19 protein-coding genes are annotated in these 19,093 nt (G+C 73.2%); all 19 read right to left on the bottom strand.

The genetic code is table 11. From position 1 onward, the window contains the following. Positions 1–4: 4 nt before the first annotated feature. Positions 5–652, bottom strand: a complete 648-nt coding sequence (locus ABZ887_RS16805; RefSeq protein WP_361289272.1) for a TetR family transcriptional regulator — start codon at positions 650–652, stop codon at positions 5–7. Between the two features lie 176 nt (positions 653–828). After that, positions 829–1,137, bottom strand: coding sequence for an acyl carrier protein (locus ABZ887_RS16800; protein ID WP_361289269.1), 309 nt, complete (start codon positions 1,135–1,137; stop codon positions 829–831). A 4-nt stretch (positions 1,138–1,141) separates the two neighbouring features. Next, a complete protein-coding gene (locus ABZ887_RS16795) occupies positions 1,142–1,717 on the bottom strand; it encodes a nuclear transport factor 2 family protein (protein WP_361289266.1) in 576 nt (191 codons plus the stop codon). Between the two features lie 142 nt (positions 1,718–1,859). After that, on the bottom strand, positions 1,860–2,141 hold the full coding sequence (locus tag ABZ887_RS16790) for an acyl-CoA carboxylase subunit epsilon (protein WP_361289263.1): 282 nt from the start codon (positions 2,139–2,141) through the stop codon (positions 1,860–1,862). Continuing rightward, entirely contained in the window at positions 2,138–3,649 is a 1,512-nt protein-coding gene (locus ABZ887_RS16785) for an acyl-CoA carboxylase subunit beta (RefSeq protein WP_361289333.1), read from the bottom strand. The genes ABZ887_RS16790 and ABZ887_RS16785 overlap by 4 nt, the downstream gene beginning before the upstream one ends. Positions 3,650–3,788: 139 nt before the next feature. Then, the gene (locus ABZ887_RS16780) at positions 3,789–4,631 is read right to left on the bottom strand and encodes a 4'-phosphopantetheinyl transferase superfamily protein (RefSeq protein ID WP_361289260.1); all 843 of its coding nucleotides are present in this window, start codon (positions 4,629–4,631) and stop codon (positions 3,789–3,791) included. An 8-nt stretch (positions 4,632–4,639) separates the two neighbouring features. Continuing rightward, a complete protein-coding gene (locus tag ABZ887_RS16775) occupies positions 4,640–5,095 on the bottom strand; it encodes an acyl carrier protein (RefSeq protein WP_361289257.1) in 456 nt (151 codons plus the stop codon). Positions 5,096–5,097: 2 nt separating this feature from the next. Beyond that, positions 5,098–6,621: an MFS transporter gene (locus ABZ887_RS16770; protein WP_361289254.1), complete on the bottom strand. Its 1,524-nt coding sequence runs from the start codon at positions 6,619–6,621 to the stop codon at positions 5,098–5,100. Positions 6,622–6,625: 4 nt separating this feature from the next. After that, positions 6,626–8,896: an SDR family oxidoreductase gene (locus ABZ887_RS16765; RefSeq protein WP_361289251.1), complete on the bottom strand. Its 2,271-nt coding sequence runs from the start codon at positions 8,894–8,896 to the stop codon at positions 6,626–6,628. 3 nt (positions 8,897–8,899) lie between these two features. Beyond that, a complete protein-coding gene (locus tag ABZ887_RS16760) occupies positions 8,900–9,838 on the bottom strand; it encodes an aromatase/cyclase (RefSeq protein ID WP_361289248.1) in 939 nt (312 codons plus the stop codon). Positions 9,839–9,867: 29 nt separating this feature from the next. After that, positions 9,868–10,653 carry a 3-oxoacyl-ACP reductase FabG gene (gene fabG, locus ABZ887_RS16755; RefSeq protein ID WP_361289245.1) on the bottom strand — a complete coding sequence of 262 codons (786 nt, stop codon included), beginning with the start codon at positions 10,651–10,653 and terminating at the stop codon, positions 9,868–9,870. Between the two features lie 89 nt (positions 10,654–10,742). After that, on the bottom strand, positions 10,743–11,018 hold the full coding sequence (locus ABZ887_RS16750) for an acyl carrier protein (RefSeq protein WP_361289242.1): 276 nt from the start codon (positions 11,016–11,018) through the stop codon (positions 10,743–10,745). A 300-nt stretch (positions 11,019–11,318) separates the two neighbouring features. Next, positions 11,319–12,527: a ketosynthase chain-length factor gene (locus ABZ887_RS16745; RefSeq protein WP_361289239.1), complete on the bottom strand. Its 1,209-nt coding sequence runs from the start codon at positions 12,525–12,527 to the stop codon at positions 11,319–11,321. Beyond that, the gene (locus ABZ887_RS16740) at positions 12,524–13,798 is read right to left on the bottom strand and encodes a beta-ketoacyl-[acyl-carrier-protein] synthase family protein (protein WP_361289236.1); all 1,275 of its coding nucleotides are present in this window, start codon (positions 13,796–13,798) and stop codon (positions 12,524–12,526) included. Before ABZ887_RS16740 ends, ABZ887_RS16745 begins: the two co-directional genes overlap by 4 nt. After that, positions 13,795–14,124: a TcmI family type II polyketide cyclase gene (locus ABZ887_RS16735; RefSeq protein ID WP_361289233.1), complete on the bottom strand. Its 330-nt coding sequence runs from the start codon at positions 14,122–14,124 to the stop codon at positions 13,795–13,797. The genes ABZ887_RS16740 and ABZ887_RS16735 overlap by 4 nt, the downstream gene beginning before the upstream one ends. Before the next feature lie 146 nt (positions 14,125–14,270). Then, positions 14,271–15,728, bottom strand: a complete 1,458-nt coding sequence (locus tag ABZ887_RS16730; RefSeq protein ID WP_361289230.1) for an FAD-dependent monooxygenase — start codon at positions 15,726–15,728, stop codon at positions 14,271–14,273. 62 nt (positions 15,729–15,790) lie between these two features. Then, positions 15,791–16,741 (bottom strand): hypothetical protein, encoded by a 951-nt coding sequence (locus ABZ887_RS16725; RefSeq protein WP_361289227.1) that lies wholly within the window; start codon positions 16,739–16,741, stop codon positions 15,791–15,793. A gap of 5 nt (positions 16,742–16,746) precedes the next feature. Next, entirely contained in the window at positions 16,747–18,516 is a 1,770-nt protein-coding gene (locus ABZ887_RS16720; RefSeq protein WP_361289224.1) for a biotin carboxylase N-terminal domain-containing protein, read from the bottom strand. 1 nt (position 18,517) lies between these two features. Beyond that, entirely contained in the window at positions 18,518–19,090 is a 573-nt protein-coding gene (locus ABZ887_RS16715) for a flavin reductase family protein (RefSeq protein WP_361289221.1), read from the bottom strand. Between the last annotated feature and the right edge of the window lie 3 nt (positions 19,091–19,093).

Genomic DNA, 19,093 nt, shown 5'->3' with positions numbered 1-19,093 from the left:
CGGCTCAGGTGTTGGTGGCGCTCCCAGGCGCGGCCTCGGCGGCGACCTCGTCGACCACGGTGTGCGCCTGCTTCTCCGGGACCCCGGCCGCGATGAGCGTGGCGACGGCCGTGCGGGTGCCGTCGTCCTCGAACGCTCCGGCGTTGACCTCTTCCAGCAGGGCGATCGTCATGCCCTCCAGGGCGGCGCTGAGCACTGCGGACGGCAGGTGGGGATGGAAGACGCCGTCCCGCTGCCCGCGCTCCACGATGGCCGTGGCCCGGACCCGGGCCGGTTCGAGGACCTCGGCGACACGCTCCGCGCCCAGGTCCCGGTGGGCGAGGGCCAGCAGCATCCGGTAGCGGTCGCCCACCGGCCAGAGCGACAGGGAGAAACGCGCGAGGGCCCGGTCGGCCGGCTCCGCGGGCTCCGCCTCCGGCGCCAGGGCGGCCTCGAGCGCCTCGGCGGCCTCCTCGGCCAGGGCTTCCAGCAGCGCGGCCCGCCCCGGGAAGTGCCCGAAGAGCGTGCGCCGTACGACACCGGAGGCGCGGGCCAGCTCCTCCAGGGTGATGTCGGGGTTCCGGCCGAGTTCCTGGCGGGCGGTGGCCAGGATCCGCGCCCGGTTGGACCGTGCGTTGCTACGCTGCGGCACTCGGCCGACGGGCTGGGACACGGACAACCTCGATGAAGACCGGACGAACGGCGGGCGCCCTCATTCTGGCACGGGTGCCCCGGTGCGGAGCTCGGGTGCGGACCGGCACCCTCGACTGACAACGTTGTCGCAGGATCGGCGTGCCGGAGGCCACCGGTGGCCGTGCTCGTCGTCCCACCGGTGGCGTCGTGCCGGGCTCAGGTCCGGTCGACCAGCTCGCTCAGGGTCTCGGCCAGTTCGCCCACCGACTGTTCGCGCAGCAGGTGATGGGCCGGTACCGGGATGTTCAGGGCCGCCTCCAGGGTGCGCTGGAGGGTCAGCGCCGTGAGGGAGTCGATGCCCTGGGTGTAGAGGGGGCGGTTGCGGGCGATGCGGTGGGCCGGGGGGATGTCCAGGTGCTGGGCCAGGTTGCGGCAGAGGAACGCCTCGAAGGCGCGCCGCCGGTCGTCGCCTGCGGTCTCACGCAGGGCGCCCAGGTCCAGCGCGGTGGTCGGTGTGGCTGACACGGTCTCATCGTCCTTTCGTCTGGCGTGGTCGTGGCTGGGAACTGCGCAGTTCGCGGGGGTCGGGGCCGGGGCGGGGACCGGCGCCGTCGGACCACACCAGCCGGAACCGCCAGCGGTGCAGCCGCCAGCCGTCCGCGGTGCGGACCGCCTCCCCCTCGCTGTAGCCGCCGATGTCGAAGCGGCCGTCCGGGTCCGGGCCGTCCTCGTGGTGCACGTGGGACGCGACGAGGTGGACGCGGATCCGGGCGGTGTCCCCCGACACCCGGATGCCGTAGTTGGCGGCCAGGTGGTGGGTGCGGGCGAAGCGGGACTTGCGGTCGTGGTGGAAGGCGGCGGCCCGCTCGCGGCCCTCGACGGCGCCGACCGGGAACTCCAGGCGGCAGTCCGGGGTGAAGACCGTGGCCGGCCAGGTGGGGTCGAAGCCGTGGTCGTCCTGGGTGTCGAGCAGGGTGATGTACCGGTCGACCAGCTCGGCGACCGCCGCGCGGTCGGCGAGGGCCCCGAACTCGGCGCGCAGGGCGTCGAGTTCGGAGCGGAGTTCGGCGACCGTGTCGGTGCGGTCGAGGGAGGGGGAGGTCATGGGGGCCGGGACTCCGGTTCTGTCGGGGATGGGGGCGCCGGTCGGCGGGGAGTGCCGCGGCTGGCCGGTGAGCGGCTGCGGCGCCGTCGGGGCTGGTCGCGCAGTTCCCCGCGCCCCTACGGGGGCGCTGTCCAGGCGGTTGTCATGCTGCCCGGCCGCCGGTGAGGCGCCAGCCGCGGGGGTCGCGGTGGGTCGCGAGGCGTTCCGGGCGGCGCCAGCCGGCCACCGGGCGGGGCTCCAGGGGGCAGGGGTCCACCGCGGCCAGGGCGGCGGCGCGGGTGAGCAGGACGGTGGTGAGGGCGGCGAGCTCGGCGGGGCTCGCCTGCCCCTTCACGACCCTGATGACCAGGGCACCGTCCGTCCCCTCCGCGCCGTCCGTGCCCTCCGCGCCCCGCGCGCCCTCCCTGCTCTCCAGGCCGCTCACTGCGGTGGGTTGCCGTGCTTGCGGCACGGCAGGTCGGCCTGCTTGCTGCGGAGCATCGCGAGGGCGCGGATCAGGGTGGAGCGGGTCTCGCGCGGGTCGATGACGTCGTCGATCAGACCGCGCTCGGCCGCGTAGTAGGGGTGCATCAGCTCTGCCTGGTACTCCTTGATCTTCTGCGCGCGGGTGGACTCGGGGTCGTCCGCGGCCGCGATCTCCCGGCGGAAGATGACGTTCGCCGCGCCCTCCGCGCCCATCACGGCGATCTCGTTGGACGGCCAGGCGAGGGCGAGGTCGGTGCCGATGGACCGGGAGTCCATGACGATGTACGCGCCGCCGTACGCCTTGCGCAGCACCAGGGAGATCCGCGGCACGGTGGCGTTGCAGTACGCGTAGAGCAGCTTGGCACCGCGCCGGATGATGCCGTTGTGCTCCTGGTCCACGCCCGGCAGGAAGCCCGGTACGTCGATCAGGGTGACCAGCGGGATGTTGAAGGCGTCGCAGAACTGCACGAACCGCGCCGCCTTCTCGCTGGCGTCGATGTCCAGGACCCCGGCGAACGAGGCCGGCTGGCTGGCGACGAGGCCGACGACCTCGCCGTCCAGCCGGGACAGCGCGCACACCACGTTGGTGGCCCAGCCGGGCTGGATCTCGAAGTAGTCGCCGTCGTCGACGATCTCCTCGATGACGGTCCGGATGTCGTAGACCCGCCCGGGGTCGTCCGGGACCAGCTCCACCACCCGGTCGGTGCGGCGGTCGGCCGGGTCGGTGGTCCCCGAACGGGGCGGCAGGTCACGGTTGTTGGACGGCAGCAGCGACAGCAGGTGCCGCACGTCCTCCATGCAGCCGCGCACGTCGTCGTAGGCGAAGTGGGCCACGCCCGAGGCACCGGCGTGGACGTCGGCGCCGCCGAGGTCGTTCTGGGTGATCTCCTCGCCGGTCACCGCCTTCACCACGTCCGGTCCGGTGATGAACATCTGGGAGATGTCCCGCACCATGAACACGAAGTCGGTCAGGGCGGGCGAGTAGGCGGCGCCGCCCGCGCAGGGTCCGAGCATCACGCTGATCTGCGGGATCACCCCGGAGGCGCGGGTGTTGCGCTGGAAGATGCCGCCGTAGCCGGCGAGTGCCGAGACGCCCTCCTGGATCCGGGCGCCTGCGCCGTCGTTGAGCGACACCAGGGGTGCCCCCGCCGCCATGGCCATGTCCATGATCTTGTGGATCTTCTGGGCGTGGGCCTCGCCGAGGGCGCCGCCGAAGATGCGGAAGTCGTGCGCGTAGACGAAGACGGTACGGCCGTGGACCGTGCCCCAGCCGGTGATCACCCCGTCGGTGTACGGCCGCTTCTTCTCCAGGCCGAAGCCGGTGGCGCGGTGCCGGCGGAGCATCTCGACCTCGTTGAACGACCCCTCGTCGAGCAGGAGTTCGATACGTTCGTACGCGGTGAGCTTGCCCTTGGCGTGCTGGCGCTCGGTGGCGAGGGGGTCGCCGTGCCGGGCGGCCTCCTTCATCAGGCCGAGCTCCTCGATGCGCTCGGCGGCGGTCCACTGGCCGCGGTGCTCGCGGTCGTGCAGGCTCGGGCGGCCGGCCTCACGATCGACCCCACGGTCGGCCTCACGATCGGCTTTCTGTTCGAGTGACATTGGCGGGTCACGCTCCCCAGTCGGATACTCGGGTGGTCACGCCCACAGGCACGGTCACGGGCACGCCCACCGTCCCGTCGGTGTCCAGGTCGACCGTCTCGCCCGCGAACAGCGCGGTCGGCGGCACCCAGCGCACGGTGACCTGTTCGGGCGCCGCGCCGCGCACCGCGACGGCCGCGTTGTGCCGGGGCCCGGACGGCAGGTCGAGCAGCGTCCAGCCGGCCGGCCTGCGGTGCGGGTCGGCGCCCAGGTAGTCGTGGCCGGGGTCGCGGGAGAGCCCGGTGCCGAGCGCCTTGAGATAGGCCTCCTTGCGGGTCCACAACCGGCCGAAGGCCGCGCGCCGTTCCCCGGCGTCGTCGAGCGCCGCCAGCTCCGCCTGCTCCCCCGGGTGCAGCGCCGGGGTGCAGACCTCGACGGTCTCGGCCCGCGGCAGCCGCTCCACGTCGGCGCCGACGACCGTACGGGAGACTGCGACCACGGCCATGCCGTGGCTGTGCGCGAGGGAGAAGTGCAGCGGCGGGTCGGGGTGGGCGACCGCCGGCCGGCCGTGCGGCCCGGCGCAGCCCGGGCAGGGCTCCCGCACGAACGGCACGTCCTGCGGAGGCAGCCCCAGATAGGCGCCGAGCAGCCGGCGCAGGGCGACATGGGCGGAGGCGTACGTCACCCCGTCCGTGGGCCGGACGAAGGACGCGGTCCGGCGCCGCTCCGGCTCGCTCAGCTCGGACAGGTCGAGCAGCTCGGCCGCGGTCTCCAGGGCCGCCCGGCGGATCAGCCAGACGTCCAGCTGCCCGGCGGCGGGCGGTCCCGGCGCGGCGGCAAGGGTGGCCGTGCCGAACTCCAGGACCGGCATCCCCCCGATCACCTCGGGCTCGGCAGGTCGTGCGTGACCAGGTGGTGCTCGCTGCGGCCGGCGTGCTTGTGCGGGCTGTCCTCCGGGCCGAGCTGTCCGGCGAGGCAGTCGACCAGCTCGGCGGCGCTGTTGGCGCGCAGCAGCCGGTTGAGGTTGACGTCGACGCACAGCGCGGCCTCCATCCGGCGCTGGAGTTCCAGGCCGTTGATGGACCCGATGCCGAGGCTGTTCATCGGGCGGCCCACGGTGTCGATGCTGTCCGGCGCCACCCGCAGCACCCGGGCGAGTTCGCCGCGGACGTACGCGTCGATGAGCCGGGTGCGCTCGGCGAGGCCGACGGAGGCGAGGTGCGCGAGGCTGGGCGGCACCACCTCGACGATCCGGTCGCGCTCGAACTCGTAGTCCAGATCGTCGAGTTCGTCGTCCAGGTCGTCGAAGACCCAGGTCTGCGTTGTCTGGTCCATGGTCATTCCCCGTGGTGGAGTGAGGAGGGTGGGGTGCGGATCAGGCCGGTGAGGCCGACGGACAGGCCCAGGAAGCCGAGGGCGGCGACCAGGGTCAGCGCCGGCCGGCAGGCGGCGGCCGCGGCGGCAGGACCCGCGCCGGGAGCCGGCGCGTGGGCGGCGAGCAGGGCGGCGACGAGCGCGATCGCGAGGACCGCGGCGAGCTGTACGGCCGTCTGGTACAGGCCGCTGCCGGTGAGCCGGTCGGCGGGGGTGAGGCGGGACATCGCCTGCATGTTGAGTGCGGCGAAGGAGAGCACGAAGGCGGTGCCGACGAGCAGGAGCGTGGGGAGCATCCGGCCCGGGTAGTCCAACGGCCAGGAGTGCGGGCGGAGTTGGAGCAGTCCGCCCGCGAAGGCGCAGGCGGCGCCGGCCACGATGAGGCGGGGGGCGCCGAACGTGCCGACCAGGCGGCCGGAGGCCAGCGCGGTGAGCGCCGGGGGCGCAGCGGCGGGGAGCAGGGCGAGCGCCGTGCGGAGGGGGGACCAGCCGGCGAGGGTCTGGGTCTGGTACGTCAGGACGAACAGGAGACCCAGGTAGGAGCCGTTGAGACAGGCGGCGCCGGCGGCGGAGCGGATGAGGGCGGGGTTGCCGCGCAGCGAGGGGGCGATGTTCAGGAGGGGGGCGGTTGCGCGTCGCTCGATCTGCCAGAAGGCCAGCAGGAGGAGGGCGGCGGTGCAGAGCGGCCCGACGGCTCTCGGGTCGCTCCAGTTGTGGGTGGGGAGTTGGGTGATGCCTTGGACGAGGGCCAGGAGGGCTCCCAGGAAGGTGAGGGCGCCTGGGATGTCGTAGCGGCTGGCCGTTGTGGTGATGGTGCGGACCGGTGGGGGCTGGTCGCGCAGTTCCCCGCGCCCCTTTGGGGCGCTGCTCTGGTCGCCTCCTGGAGCACCCGGTATCAGGCGCAGGCCACACGCGAACAGCACCAGCACCACCGGGGCCGGGAACGCGAAGGCCCAGCGCCAGGAGGTCTCTGTCAGCCAGCCGGAGAGGAGGAGGCCTGTGGTGAAGCCGCCTGCGCCGAAGAGGGTGTAGACGGAGACCGCTCGGGAGCGGGGGCGGCCCTCCGGGAAGTGGCTGGTGATGATGGCCAGGCCGGTGGGGGCGGTGAGAGCCGCGCAGAAGCCCTTGAGCAGGCGGGTGGTGAGGAGGAGCCAGGGGTCGTGGGCGAGGGCGCTGAGTGCGGAGGCGGCGGCGAAGGCGAGGAGGGCCGCGAGGTAGACGCGGCGGCGGCCGAGGAGGGTGACCACGCGGGCGCCGAAGAGGAGCAGGCCGCCGAAGCCGGCGGCGAAGCCGGTCATCGCCCACTGGGTGACGGTCGGCGGCTGTCCCAGGTCCGTGCCGATGGCGGGCAGCGCCACCACCGCCACGGACACCTCCAGCGCGTCGATGAGCATGTTGCCGGCGAGGACGAGCAGCAGCCCCCACAGCCGGGGGCCGAACCGCTCGTCCGGGCCGGCCGCGACCGGTGACGGAAGGGTCCTGGTCACCGCGTCACCCCAGGAGCGTGCCGCCGCTCGCGTCGACGAAGGAGCCGGTGACCCAGCGGGCGTCGTCGGAGACGAGGAAGGCGACGACGTCGGCGACGTCCTGCGGTTCACCGACGCGGTTGAAGGCGGACAGCGCGGACATGGCCTCGACGGCCTCGGGGATGTCGAACAGCGGGTTGCCGTTGCGGGTGATGCCCGGCGCGACGCTGTTCACGGTGATCCCGCGCGGGCCCAGCAACTTGGCGAAGTGCAGCGCCAGTTGCTCGACGGCCCCCTTGCTCATGGCGTAGGCGATCTCGTCCGGGTTGGCGAACCGGGTCAGCCCGGAGGAGATGTTCACGATCCGGCCGCCGTCGGGCATGTCGGCCAGCGCCCGCTGGATGACGAAGAACGGCGCCCTGGCGTTGACGGCGAAGATCCGGTCGAACTGCTCGGGGGTGGTGTCCTCGGCCTTGACCCCGCCCATCACCCCGGCGTTGTTGACGAGGATGTTCAGCTCGGTCTCGCCGGTGCGCTCCTTGAGTCCCGCCTCCAGGGCGAGGAACAGCTCGTGGACGTCACCGGGGGTGCCCAGTTCGGCCCCGACGGCGAACGCCCGTCCGCCGTCCTTCTCGATCCCGGCGACCACCTCGGCGGCGGCCTCCTCGCTGCTGCCGTAGTGCACGGCGACCAGGGCGCCGTCGGCGGCGAGCCGTTCGGCGGTGGCCCGGCCCATGCCCCGGCTGGCGCCGGTGACAAGGGCCGTCTTTCCGGTCAGGTTGCCCATCTTCCTTCTCCTGACGGTCGGTTGTGGTGTGTGGGAGGGGTGTGGGTCGGGTGCGAACCAGCGGCCGAGGGCCTCGTGCAGGCCGTCCGCCGGGGCGGCACCGGCCCAGGCGACGTAGCCGTCCGGCCGTACGAGCACGGCGGCGAGGCCGTCGAGGAGGCCGGCGGGACGGGTGACGACCGTGTCGACGGACGCCGACCGGTCCTCCGCCGCCCCGGCCAGCGCCGGGTCCGTCACGAGCAGCAACCCGCGGGCGGAGCGCAGCAGTTCGGCCGTGGTCGCCCCGGAGTCGAGCCGGACGTCCGGCAGCCGTGAGCCGACCAGCGCCTCCCCGCCGTCGTGCCCGGCATGCCCATAGCGCACGTCGAGGCCGCTGATCGTCCCGGCGAGGTGGGCCCGGACCTTCTCGTACGAGGTGAGTTCGCCGATCACCGAGCGCAGCGGCTCCACCTCGGGCCCGCCGAGCAGCAGCCGGGCCTGGGCGCGGATGGCGGACAGGACGCGGCGTCCGACGGTGTGCCGTTCGTCGTGGTAGGTGTCAAGGAGTCCCGCCGGAGCCCGGCCGAGGACGGTGGCCGCGAGTTTCCAGCCGAGGTTCACGGCGTCCTGGAGGCCGAGGTTGAGGGCCTGGCCGCCGATCGGCATCTGCTGGTGGGCCGCGTCCCCGGCGAGCAGCACCCGGCCCGCGCGGTAGCACTCGGCCTGCCGGGAGGCGTCGCCGAAGGAGTTCACCCACAGCGGGGTGCCGTGGCCGATGTCCTCGCCGGTGACGTCCCGCCAGGCGGTCACGATGTCGGCGAAGCGGGCCTGTGCGGTGCGCGGCGGGGTGCCGAACCGGTGGACCATCACCCGGGTGACGCCGTCCCCGCGCCGGGCGGCGATGGCGAGCCCGTCCGGCAGCCGCTGGAAGCGCCGGTTCGGGATGTCGATGCCGTCGACGTCGGCGCGGATCAGCTCCCGTCCGGCGGCGTCGCCGGGGAAGGGGATGCCGGCGAGCCGTCGTACGGCGGAGTGCTCGCCGTCGCAGCCGACGACGTACCGGGCCGTGAACTCCCGTCGGTGCCCCTGGTGTTCGGTCACGACGGTCACGTGGTCCGGGTGCTGCGTGAGGGCGAAGACCTCGTGCCCGCGCAGTACGTGCGCCCCCAGCCGCCGCGCCCACGCACCGAGGAGTTCCTCGGTGCGGGTCTGCGGGACCTTCCACTGGCCGGGGTGGCTGCTGGGGAGGGTGAGGTCGAGGGGGAGGCCGCCGAAGTGGCCGCGGGGCTCGTCGGGCGGCGGCTCGGGGTCGGCGAAGCCGCCGGGGCCGTCCAGCAGGCCGCGCTGGAGCAGCAGTTCCATCGTGCGGGCGTGCAGGGTGGACGCCCGGGACTCCGTCGTCGGGGCGGCCAGCCGTTCCAGGACGGTCACGTCGGCGCCGCCGAGGCGGAGTTCCCCGGCGAGCATCAGCCCGACGGGTCCGGCGCCGACCACCAGGACGTGCGTGTCGACCGCGTCGGCACCGGCCATCGGTCAGCGCCTCGCTTCGGCGTACGCCTTGGCGTGGTTCAGGGTGGCGCGGCTGTTGGTGCTGAGCGCGCCCTGCACGTAGGCGCGGGCCTCGGCGACCCCGGCCTCCGGCCCGAGGATCCTCTCGATGTTCTCGGGGCGCAGCACGACGGTGTGCTGCGAGGAGGCGAAGGTGCCCTCGTCGGTCTCGCGGAAGGTCCAGTAGCCGGTGTGCAGGTTCATCAGGGCCGGCAGGGTGGTCTGCTTGTAGGCGATCTTCCGTCCCTCCAGGCAGACCCGGTAGGACTTGGTGGTGTGCGTGGAGCCGTCCTTGGCGCGGGTGTCCATCTCCAGGGTCTGCAGGCCCGGGGTGTCCTCGGTGAGCCGGACGGTCGCCACGTGCGGCAGCCGCTCGGACCAGCGGTCGGCCTCGTTGACGAAGTCGTAGAGGTCCTTGGCGGAACCGTCGACCTGGACGGTGTCCTCGAAGGAGAAGGTCAACTCCTCCGAAGCGGTGGCGAGTTCGACGTTCGCCTGCAGCGCGGCCAGCTCGGAACGGGAGTTGCGGTCGACGGCCTCGTCGATCCAGGCGAGCCCCGCCGGGTCGTCGTCGACGGCGGTGTAGTCGTGCAGCAGCCGCACGCGCGAGGCCCCCGCGCCGGCCGGCTCGATGATCCAGGTGCCGCCCATGGTCGCGACGGGCGGGGTGGAGACGGTCTGCCGGAAGGTGATCCGCAGGGCCTCGGGGTCCAGCACCCGGCGCGAGGTCCAGTTCTTGGCCTCGCCGTTGGCGGTGGCCCAGATCCCGATCAGCTCCTCGTCGCCGGAGCGCTCCAGGTGGTCGACGTAGATGGTCGGCGGGAAGATCCGCGGCCAGTTGGCCACGTCGGCGATCAGCCGGTAGACCTCGGCGGCCGGCGCCGAGATCGTGACCTCGTGCTCGACTTCCTTCGGCTCGGACATGGGTGAACTCCTAGAGGGTGCCGGGGTTTTCAGAAGTTGCCGAGGCCGCCGCAGACGTTGAGGGCCTGCGCGGTGATGGAGGCGGCGGTGTCGGAGGCGAGGTAGCCGACAAGACCGGCGACCTCGTCCGGGGTCGAATAGCGGCCGAGCGGGATCTTCGCCGTGAACTTGTCGAGGATGGCGTCCTCGCTGGTGTCGTAGGCGGCGGCGTATCCGGCGCGCACGCGCTGTGCCATGGGCGTCTCGACATACCCCGGGCAGACGGCGTTGACGGTGATGCCGGTGGGGGCCAGTTCGTTGCCGAGGGCCTTCGTGAACCCGACGACGCCGTGCTTGGACGCGGAGTACGGCGCCCCGAGCACGACGCCCTGCTTCCCGGCCGTGGACGCGATGTTGATGATCCGCCCCCGGCTCTTCTCCCGCATGCCGCCGGTGGTGAGGGCGGCGCGGGTGAGGCGGAAGACGCTGTTGAGGTTGGTCTCGACGACGTCGTACCAGAGCTCGTCGTCGATGTCGGCGGTCACGCCGCCGCCGGACCGCCCGGCGTTGTTGACCAGCACGTCGACGGTGCCGTACCGCTCGACGGCGGCCCGCACGAAGTTCTCGATGGACAGCGCGGACCGCACGTCGAGGACCGTCCCGTCGACGTCGAGCCCCTCTGCACGCAGTTCCTTGACGGTCCGCTCGACGTTCCCGTCGTCGCGGGAGCCGATGAAGACGCGGTGGCCCTGCCGGGCCAGCAGCCGCGCCGTGGCGAGACCGATTCCGCTGGTGGCCCCGGAGACCAGGGCGACCCTCTGCTGCTGTTCGGACATGTCTGCCGATCCCTTTCAGGGCATGGGGGAGCCGCCGGCGCCCGGTCAGGACGGGCGCCGGCGGCCGGAGGGGGGTGGAGAGAGGTCGGTCAGGCCGCGGTGGCGGCGACGTCACCGAGCTGCGTGTTGACGACGGCGAGCAGCTCACGGGGTGTCTTGGCCTCGGTCACCACGGTGTCGTCGAGCGTGATGTCGTACTCCCGCTCGATGCGCCCGCAGGTCTCCAGGATGGCGAGCGACTCGTAGCTGAGCTCCTCGAAGTCGGTGTCGAGGATGTTCCCGTCGAGATCGACGCTCTCATCGGCGCCGGCGGCCTCCAGCAGGATCCGCTTGAGGTCGTCGAGGGTGAAGGACTGGGTGGCCACGGTGATCTTCCTTTCACGACTGCGAATGGGAACGCCCGCCCTGTTGGAGAGACCGGAGGACGGGCGGGTCTTGGGGGGGTGAGGTCGGTGGGGGCTGGGGCCGGGGGGTGGGGACGCTTACCGGCGCTGGCAGGGTGCCGCTGCGCCCACCCGTGCCGCCCTGCGGCACGCCTGCCCGCAGCTGGGTAGCTGGGAAGGGGCGGCTGGGCAGCGCCCCGTAAGGGGCGCGGGGAACTGCGCGAGCAACCCCCACCGGGCCGCGGCCGGACCACGACGCCCGCCCCTGCGGTCTGGGAAGCTCTACGCCCGCACGACCATCGCCGAGTTGAACCCGGCGTACCCGCGGGCCAGCACCAGTGCCGTGCGCACCTCCGTCTGCCGCGGCTCCCCCACCACCAGGTCGAGGTCGTAGCCCGCCTCCGGCGAGACGTTCACCGTCGCCGGCACCACCCCGTCCCGGGCGGCGAGCAGCGCCGTCGCCACGTCCAGCGGCGCCGCCCCCGAGTACAGCCGCCCGGTCATCGTCTTCGGCGCGGTCACCGGCACCCCGTGCGGCCCGAACACGTCGCTCAGCGCATCGGCCTCCACCCGGTCCAGCTCCGGCACGGCCGCCGCGTCGGCGAACACCACGTCGACGTCGGCCGCGTCGGCGCCCGCGTCCGCGAGGGCCAGCTCGATCGCCTTGCGCAGCCCCGGCGGCCGCCCGTTCCCCGGCGCCGGGTCGAACGTCGCGCCGTACCCCGCGATCTCGCCGTACACCCGGGCGCCCCGCCGTACGGCCGTCTCCTCGGCCTCCAGGATCAGGATCGCCCCGCCCTCGCCGGCCACGTGCCCGGCCGCCGCGGAGTCGAACGGCAGGTAGGACCGGTCCGGCTCCTCCGACGTGGAGAGCCGGTCGCTGGCGAGCTGGGCCACCCACCCCCACGGGCAGATGGACGCGTCGATCGCCCCGGAGACGATGAGCTGTGTGCCCTTGCGGATCTGCCGGCGCGCGTGGGCCAGGGCCTCAAGGCCGCCGGCCTGGTCGGAGACGACGACCCCGCTCGGGCCCTTCATCCCGTTGCGGATGGAGATCTGGCCGCTGTTGACGGCGTAGAACCAGGCGAACGACTGGTATGCCGAGACGAACTGGCTGCCCTGGCTCCACAGCTTCTGCAGCTCGCCCTGCCCGAACTCGAAGCCGCCGGAGGAGCTGGCGGTGACGACGCCCATGTCGTAGGCGGGCAGGTCGGCCGGGCTGACGTCGGCGTCGGCCAGCGCCCAGTCGGTCGCGACGAGCGCGAGGCGGGTCATGTGGTCGGTCTGGGCGAGCAGCCGGCTCGGCAGGTGCTCCCCGGCGCTGAACCCGGGCACCTCGCCGGCGAGTTTCGCCGGGTACCCGGACGGCTCGAACCGCGTGATGCGGCCGATCCCGCTCTTCCCGGCGCGGGCGGCGGCCCAGTAGTCCGCCGTACCCAGGCCGTTGGGCGCGGCGATGCCGAGCCCGGTCACCACGGTCCGTGCGCTCATGCGGCCGCGCTCCTGTCGGGTCGGGCGAGCACCATCGCGCTCTGGAAGCCGCCGAACCCGCTGCCCACGGTGAGCACCGCGTCGGTGCGGTGCTCGCGGGCGGTGAGCGGCACGTAGTCCAGGTCGCACTCGGGGTCGGGGGTGTGCAGGTTGGCCGTCGGGGGCACGACGTTGTGCTCCATGGCGAGGACGGACGCGGCGATCTCGATGGAGCCGATCGCGCCGAGCGAGTGCCCGACCATCGACTTGATCGAGGAGACCGGGGTCCGGTAGGCGTGGTCGCCGAGGCTCTTCTTGAACGCGGCGGTCTCGTGCCGGTCGTTCTGCTTGGTGCCGGAGCCGTGCGCGTTGATGTAGTCGATCGCCTCGGGGGCGAGCCGTGCCTCGTCGAGGGCGACCGTGATGGCCTCGGCCATCTCCGCGCCGTCGGGCCGCAGTCCGGTCATGTGGAAGGCGTTGCAGCGGGAGGCGTACCCGGCGATCTCGGCGTAGATGTGCGCGCCCCGCCGCTTCGCGGCCTCCAGCTCCTCCAGGACGAAGACGGCCGACCCCTCCCCCAGCACGAACCCGTTGCGGGTGCCGTCGAAGGGGCGGGAGGCGTGCTCGGGGTCGTCGTTGCGCGGGGTGGTGGCCTTGATGGCGTCGAAGCAGGCCAGGGTGATCGGGGAGATCGGGGCGTCGGTGGCGCCTGCGATCATCGCGCAGGCCGAGCCCTCCCGGATCAGCTCGACGGCGTGGCCCACGGAGTCCAGGCCCGAGGTGCAGCCGGTGGACACGACCGTGGCCGCGCCCTCCGCCCCCACCGACCAGGCGACCTCGGCCGCGAAGGAGCTGGGCACCAGGTAGTTGTAGAGGTGCGGGACGGCGTAGGTGTGGTCGACGAGGTCGAGCCGGCCGCCGTCGCTGACCACCCGGTACTCCTGGTCGAGCCCCATGGTCGCGCCGACGGCGCTGCCGATGGTGACCCCGACCCGGTAGGGGTCGGCGCCGGACAGGTCGAGCCCGCTGTCGGCGAGGGCCTCCCGCGCACTGACGACGGCGAGTTGCGCCGCCCGGTCCATCCGGCGTATCTCCTGCGGGCTCAGTCCGTGCTCCTCCGGGTCGAAGTCGACCTCGGCGGCGACCCGGGACCGGAAGGAGGACGGGTCGAAGAAGGTGATGCCGCGGGTCGCGGTGCGGCCCTCGCTGAGCAGGTTCCAGAAGTTCTTGGTGCCGACACCGCCGGGGGCGATGACGCCGACCCCGGTGATGACCACTCGCCTGGCGTTCACGCCCGGCCCTCCCAGTCGTAGAAGCGCGTGGCGACCGCGTCGGCGGGAGACCGCCAGGTGGCGGGGTCGTACGCCTGGATGAACGGCTTCAGGTCCTCGCTGATCCGCACGAACCGCGGGTCGCTCTTGGCCTCCTCGATCAGCTCACCGCCGTTGTCGGTGTCGAAGTGCTGGAGGTGGAAGTACAGCCCGCGGTAGGCGAAGAGCTCACGGCGCCGGGTGCCCATGAGGTGCGGCATCTCGCTCCGGTCGAACTCCCCGAACAGCCGGGCGACTTCCTGGCTGCTCCCCGGTTCCATCCGGGCCACGATCAGAGTGCTGTGCATGAAAACTCCTCAAGGAAGAGCGCCCCGTCAGGGACGCGCGAACGTCTCGATGGGCGCCGGCGACAGCGCCCCGAAAGGGGTGCGGGGAACTGGGCGACCAGCCACGACGGCGGGGCAGCCGCACGACGACAGATCCCGGCACCGCCTCAGCTCGCAGGCCCGAACCACTTCTCCAGGGCCATCGGCAGATCCGCATGACTCCCCGGCGCCACCCACGCCACATAACCGTCGGGCCGCACCAGCACAGCCGTGGTACCGCCCAGCGAGCCCTCGGCCGCCACCGCCGTCACCACGTCCACCCGGTCCCGCCAGGCCCAGGCCCGCTCCCGCAGCCTCTCGTTGTCGGCGAGGTCGAGCAGCACCCCCCGCCCGCCGCGCAGCGCCTCCGTGCTGGAGGCCACCCGCTTGTGCCCGGTGAGCGGCACGTTCGGCAGCCGCCGCCCGAGCAGCGCGCCCGCGCCCCCGTCGACGTCGTAGTGGATCTCAAGCCCGGACACCATCGCCGCCAGGTGCCTGCCGACCTCCGGATACCGGATCAGCTCGTTCAGAACATCCCGCAGCGGCTGCACCTCGGGCCCGGACAGGAACAGCAGCCCCTGTGCCCGGGTGTTCATCATCAGCCGCTCCCCGACCGGGTGCCGTTCGTCGTGGTACGTGTCGAGCAGCGCCTCGGGCGCCCGCCCCCGCACCACCGCCCCCAGCTTCCAGCCGAGGTTCACGGCGTCCTGGATGCTGGTGTTCATGCCCTGGCCGCCGGCCGGGAGGTGGATGTGCGCGGAGTCGCCGGCGAGCAGGATCCGCCCCCGCCGGTACTCGGTGACGAGCCTCGTGCCGTCGCCGAACGACGACACCCACACCGCCTCGGCGTGCGCGATGTCGTCGCCGGTCAGACGCTGCCAGGCCGCCGCGGCCTCCGCCCAGGTCGGCGGCTTCTCGCGGCGCTGCGGCGGGGTGCCGCGCTCGCAGATGATCAGCCGGGTGATGCCGCCGGGCAGCGGACCGACCATGACCATCCCGCCGGGCAGGGTCTCCCCGATCATCCGGGGCTCCAGCTCGATGCCCTTCACGTCGGCGAGGTACATCTCCAGCGTCGACGGTGTCCCCGGGAAGTCGAACCCGGCGGCCTTGCGGATGGTGGAGCGACCGCCGTCGCAGCCCACGAGGTACTCGGCGCGCAGCCGGTGCACGCCCTCGGGGCCGCGCACCTCGACCTCGACGCTGTCCTCCTTCTCCTTGACGGACAGCACCTCGTGGCGGCGCCGGATGTCCGCGCCGAGCCGGCCGGCCCACTCCTCCAGGACGGTCTCGGTGACCGACTGCGGGATCGTTTTGGCGGCCTGGTGGGCGCCGTCGAGGACACCGAAGTCGACCGGCAGGCCGCCGAAGTGGCCCACGTTGCTGACCTCGATGTCCCCGAAGCGGGGCAGCAGTCCGCGCTGGTCGAAGACCTCCATGGTGCGGGCGGTGAAGCCGAGGCCGCGCGACTCGCCGGTGCGCGCGGGCAGCTTCTCCAGGACGATGACCTCGGCGCCCGCGAGCCGTAGCTCGCCCGCGAGCATCATGCCGGCCGGCCCGGCGCCCACGACGATGACTTGTGCGTCCATGACACTCCTCGGGAACGGTTCCGTACGGCCCCGTCGGGGAGACCGTCGGCGAAGACGAACTGTCAGCGGTACAGGCGCCCGATCGCCCGGTTGGCCGCGTGCGCGGCCGCCGCGTGCCGCGGGTCGGGCGCCAGCGCCTCGTGCCGTACGGCGACTTCGGCGAGCTTGATGGCGTGCTCGTCGCCGATCCGGACGGCCTCGGCGAACAGGTCGGCCGGGTCGGAGGCGTCCGGCAGCGGGGCCGCGGGCCGGGGCACGGCGTGGAACCAGTCGAGCATCGTGCGGCTGACGGCCCGCGCCACCCGGTACGACGGCCACCGCTGGTCCTGCGGCAGGTGCTCCACCACCAGCCGTACGGCGGCGGGCCCGGTGACCGAGTGGATCAGCGGGATCGGGTGCGGGAGGGAGAGCGTGGCGTAGATCCCGGAGAACTCGGCGACGAGCTCGTCCAGCGCCCGTACGACGCCACCGCCGTCGCCCTCGCCCTCTCCCTTGCCCACCTGGACCACGACTCCGCCCTCCGCGTACCGGGCCGCCCAGTACCCCAACCCCTGGGCCAGCTCGGCCAGTTGCAGGCGGTGGTCGGGCCCGGCGGTGACCACCGCCCGGACCGCGTGGGCGGTGCGGATCACCCCGTGCGTGAGCACCCCGGACATGCCGGGCAGCAGCCGGGGCCACCAGCGGGCCAGGACGTCGGTCCACGCGCCCTCGGCCAGCTCGCGCTCGAACAGGGTGGTCCAGTCGGCGACCCGGCCGAACGCGCCGAGCGCCTGCCGCCAGTCGGCCTCGTCGGCCGGGTCGAGGGTGAACCGCCGCTCGGGCACGTCGTGGAAGGTGTGGCTGCGCAGATGGCCCTCCACCCAGCCGGGCACCTCCTCGGCGTACCCCATGTGGGCCAGGGCCTCGGCGGCCATCGGGGCGTGGTTGACGAAGCTGCGCCCGTGCTCGTACCCCACGGAGCGCAGCCGCTCCAGGGCGCCGTTCATGGCGTCGGTGTAGGTGAGTGCGGCCAAAGCGATCAGTCCTTGATGTCGCAGACCGTGGCGCCGGCGGCGAGGGCCTGCCCCACCTCGGCGGCGATCCCGGTCACGGTGCCGGAGCGGTGCGCGGTGAGCGGCTGCTCCATCTTCATGGCTTCGAGTACGACGACCAGGTCGCCCTTCTCGACCGGCTGCCCCTCGGCGACGGCCATCTTGACGACGGTGCCCTGCATCGGAGAGGTGAGCGTGTCCCCGGAGGCGGCGGGCGCCGAACCGCCGGCGTTGCGGCGGCGGGACCGGGGCGCGGCGGCGGCCCCCACGAGCGGCCGGTCCGGTACCCGGCCCAGCACCGTCGGCAGCGAGACCTCCAGCCGGTGCCCGCCGACCTCGACGACCACCGTCTCCCGGCCGGCCTCCGCCGTCTCGGAACCGGCGGCCGGGGCCGCCGTGAAGGCTTCGATGTCGTTGACGAACTCGGTCTCGATCCACCGGGTGTGGACCGTGAACGGCCCCTCGGCCGGGGCGAACGCCGGATCGCGTACCACCGCCCGGTGGAACGGGATCGCCGTGGCCATCCCCTCCACGCGGAACTCGTCGAGCGCCCGCGCGGCCCGCTGCAGCGCCTCCGCGCGGGTGCGGCCGGTGACGATCAGCTTGGCGAGCAGCGAGTCCCAGGCCGGGCCGATCACGCTGCCCGACTCCACGCCGGCGTCCAGCCGTACCCCCGGTCCGGACGGCGGCTCGAAGGCCGTCACCGTGCCCGGCGCGGGCAGGAAGCCCCGGCCCGGGTCCTCGCCGTTGATGCGGAACTCGAAGGAGTGGCCGCGCAGTTCGGGGTCGCCGTAGCCGAGTTCCTCGCCGTCGGCGATCCGGAACATCTCGCGGACCAGGTCGATGCCGGCGACCTCCTCGGTCACCGGGTGCTCCACCTGGAGGCGGGTGTTGACCTCCAGGAAGGAGACCGTGCCGTCCTGCCCGACGAGGAACTCGCAGGTTCCCGCGCCGACATAGCCGGCCTCGCGCAGGATGGCCTTGGACGCCCGGTACAGCTCGGCGGTCTGCTCCGGCGTCAGGAACGGTGCCGGAGCCTCCTCCACCAGCTTCTGGTGGCGGCGCTGCAGCGAGCAGTCACGGGTCGATACGACGACCACGTTGCCGTACCGGTCCGCGAGGCACTGCGTCTCGACGTGCCGCGGCCGGTCCAGGTAGCGCTCCACGAAGCACTCGCCGCGGCCGAAGGCGGCCACCGCCTCACGCACCGCCGACTCATAGAGCTCCGGCACCTCCTCCAGGGTCCGGGCGACCTTCAGCCCGCGCCCGCCGCCGCCGAAGGCCGCCTTGATGGCGATCGGGAGACCGTGTTCCTCGGCGAACGCCACGACCTCGTCGGCGCCCGCGACGGGATCCGGGGTGCCGGCCACCAGCGGGGCACCGGCGCGCTGGGCGATGTGCCGGGCCGCCACCTTGTCACCGAGGTCGCGGATGGCGGACGGCGGCGGACCGATCCAGGTCAGGCCCGCGTCCAGGACCGCCTGCGCGAACTCGGCGTTCTCGGACAGGAACCCGTAGCCGGGGTGGACGGCGTCCGCCCCGGTCTCCCGGGCGGCCCGCAGGACCTTCGCGATGTCCAGGTAGCTGGTGGCCGGGGTGTCACCGCCGAGGGCGAAGGCCGCGTCGGCGACCCGGACGTGCAGGGCGTCCCGGTCCGGGTCCGCGTAGACGGCGACGCTCGCGATCCCGGCGTCCCGGCAGGCTCTGGCCACGCGTACGGCGATTTCGCCTCGGTTGGCGATGAGCACCCTGCGCATGTCAGGACGCCTGCCGGGTGTGCTGGAAGCGGTCCGCGCCGGTCTCCAGCGGGCCCAGGGAGCCGTCGAAGAAGATCAGCGGCTCCAGGCCGTGTTCGGGGACGCCCAGCTCCACCACCTCGCCGATGACGATGTCGTGGTCGCCGGCGCTGTGCACGTCGACCGTGGTGCAGGTCAGATGGGCGAGGGCCTCGCTGAGCACGGGCAGCCCGTCCTCGGTGAAGTGGTGCGGGACGCCCTCGAAGGCCGTGGCGGTGCCCGTGGCCCGGCGCCCGGCGAAGTGCCGGGCCAGCGGCTGCTGCCGGCCGGACAGGAAGTTCACGGTGAACCCGCCGCTCTGCTCCAGGAGCGTGTGCAGCCGGGACTGCTGGTGCAGACAGAACAGCACCAGCGGGGGTTCCAGCGAGACCGAGGTGAACGAGTTGACGGTGGTGCCGTCCGCGTCGCCGTCGGGGCCGGTGGTGATGACCGTGACGCCGGTCGTGAACAGGCCGCACACGCGGCGCAGATCCAGCGGTTCGACGGGCCGGGTCTCTTCTTCGGCGCGGGTCAGCGACCGCGCTGCTGCGGACATGCG

Origin of the sequence: Streptomyces sp. NPDC047061, assembly GCF_040643955.1 — a bacterium.
Taxonomy (GTDB): Bacteria; Actinomycetota; Actinomycetes; order Streptomycetales; family Streptomycetaceae; genus Streptomyces.
Note: the sequence above shows the minus strand (reverse complement) of the source record. Positions and strands in the feature narration are given on the sequence as shown.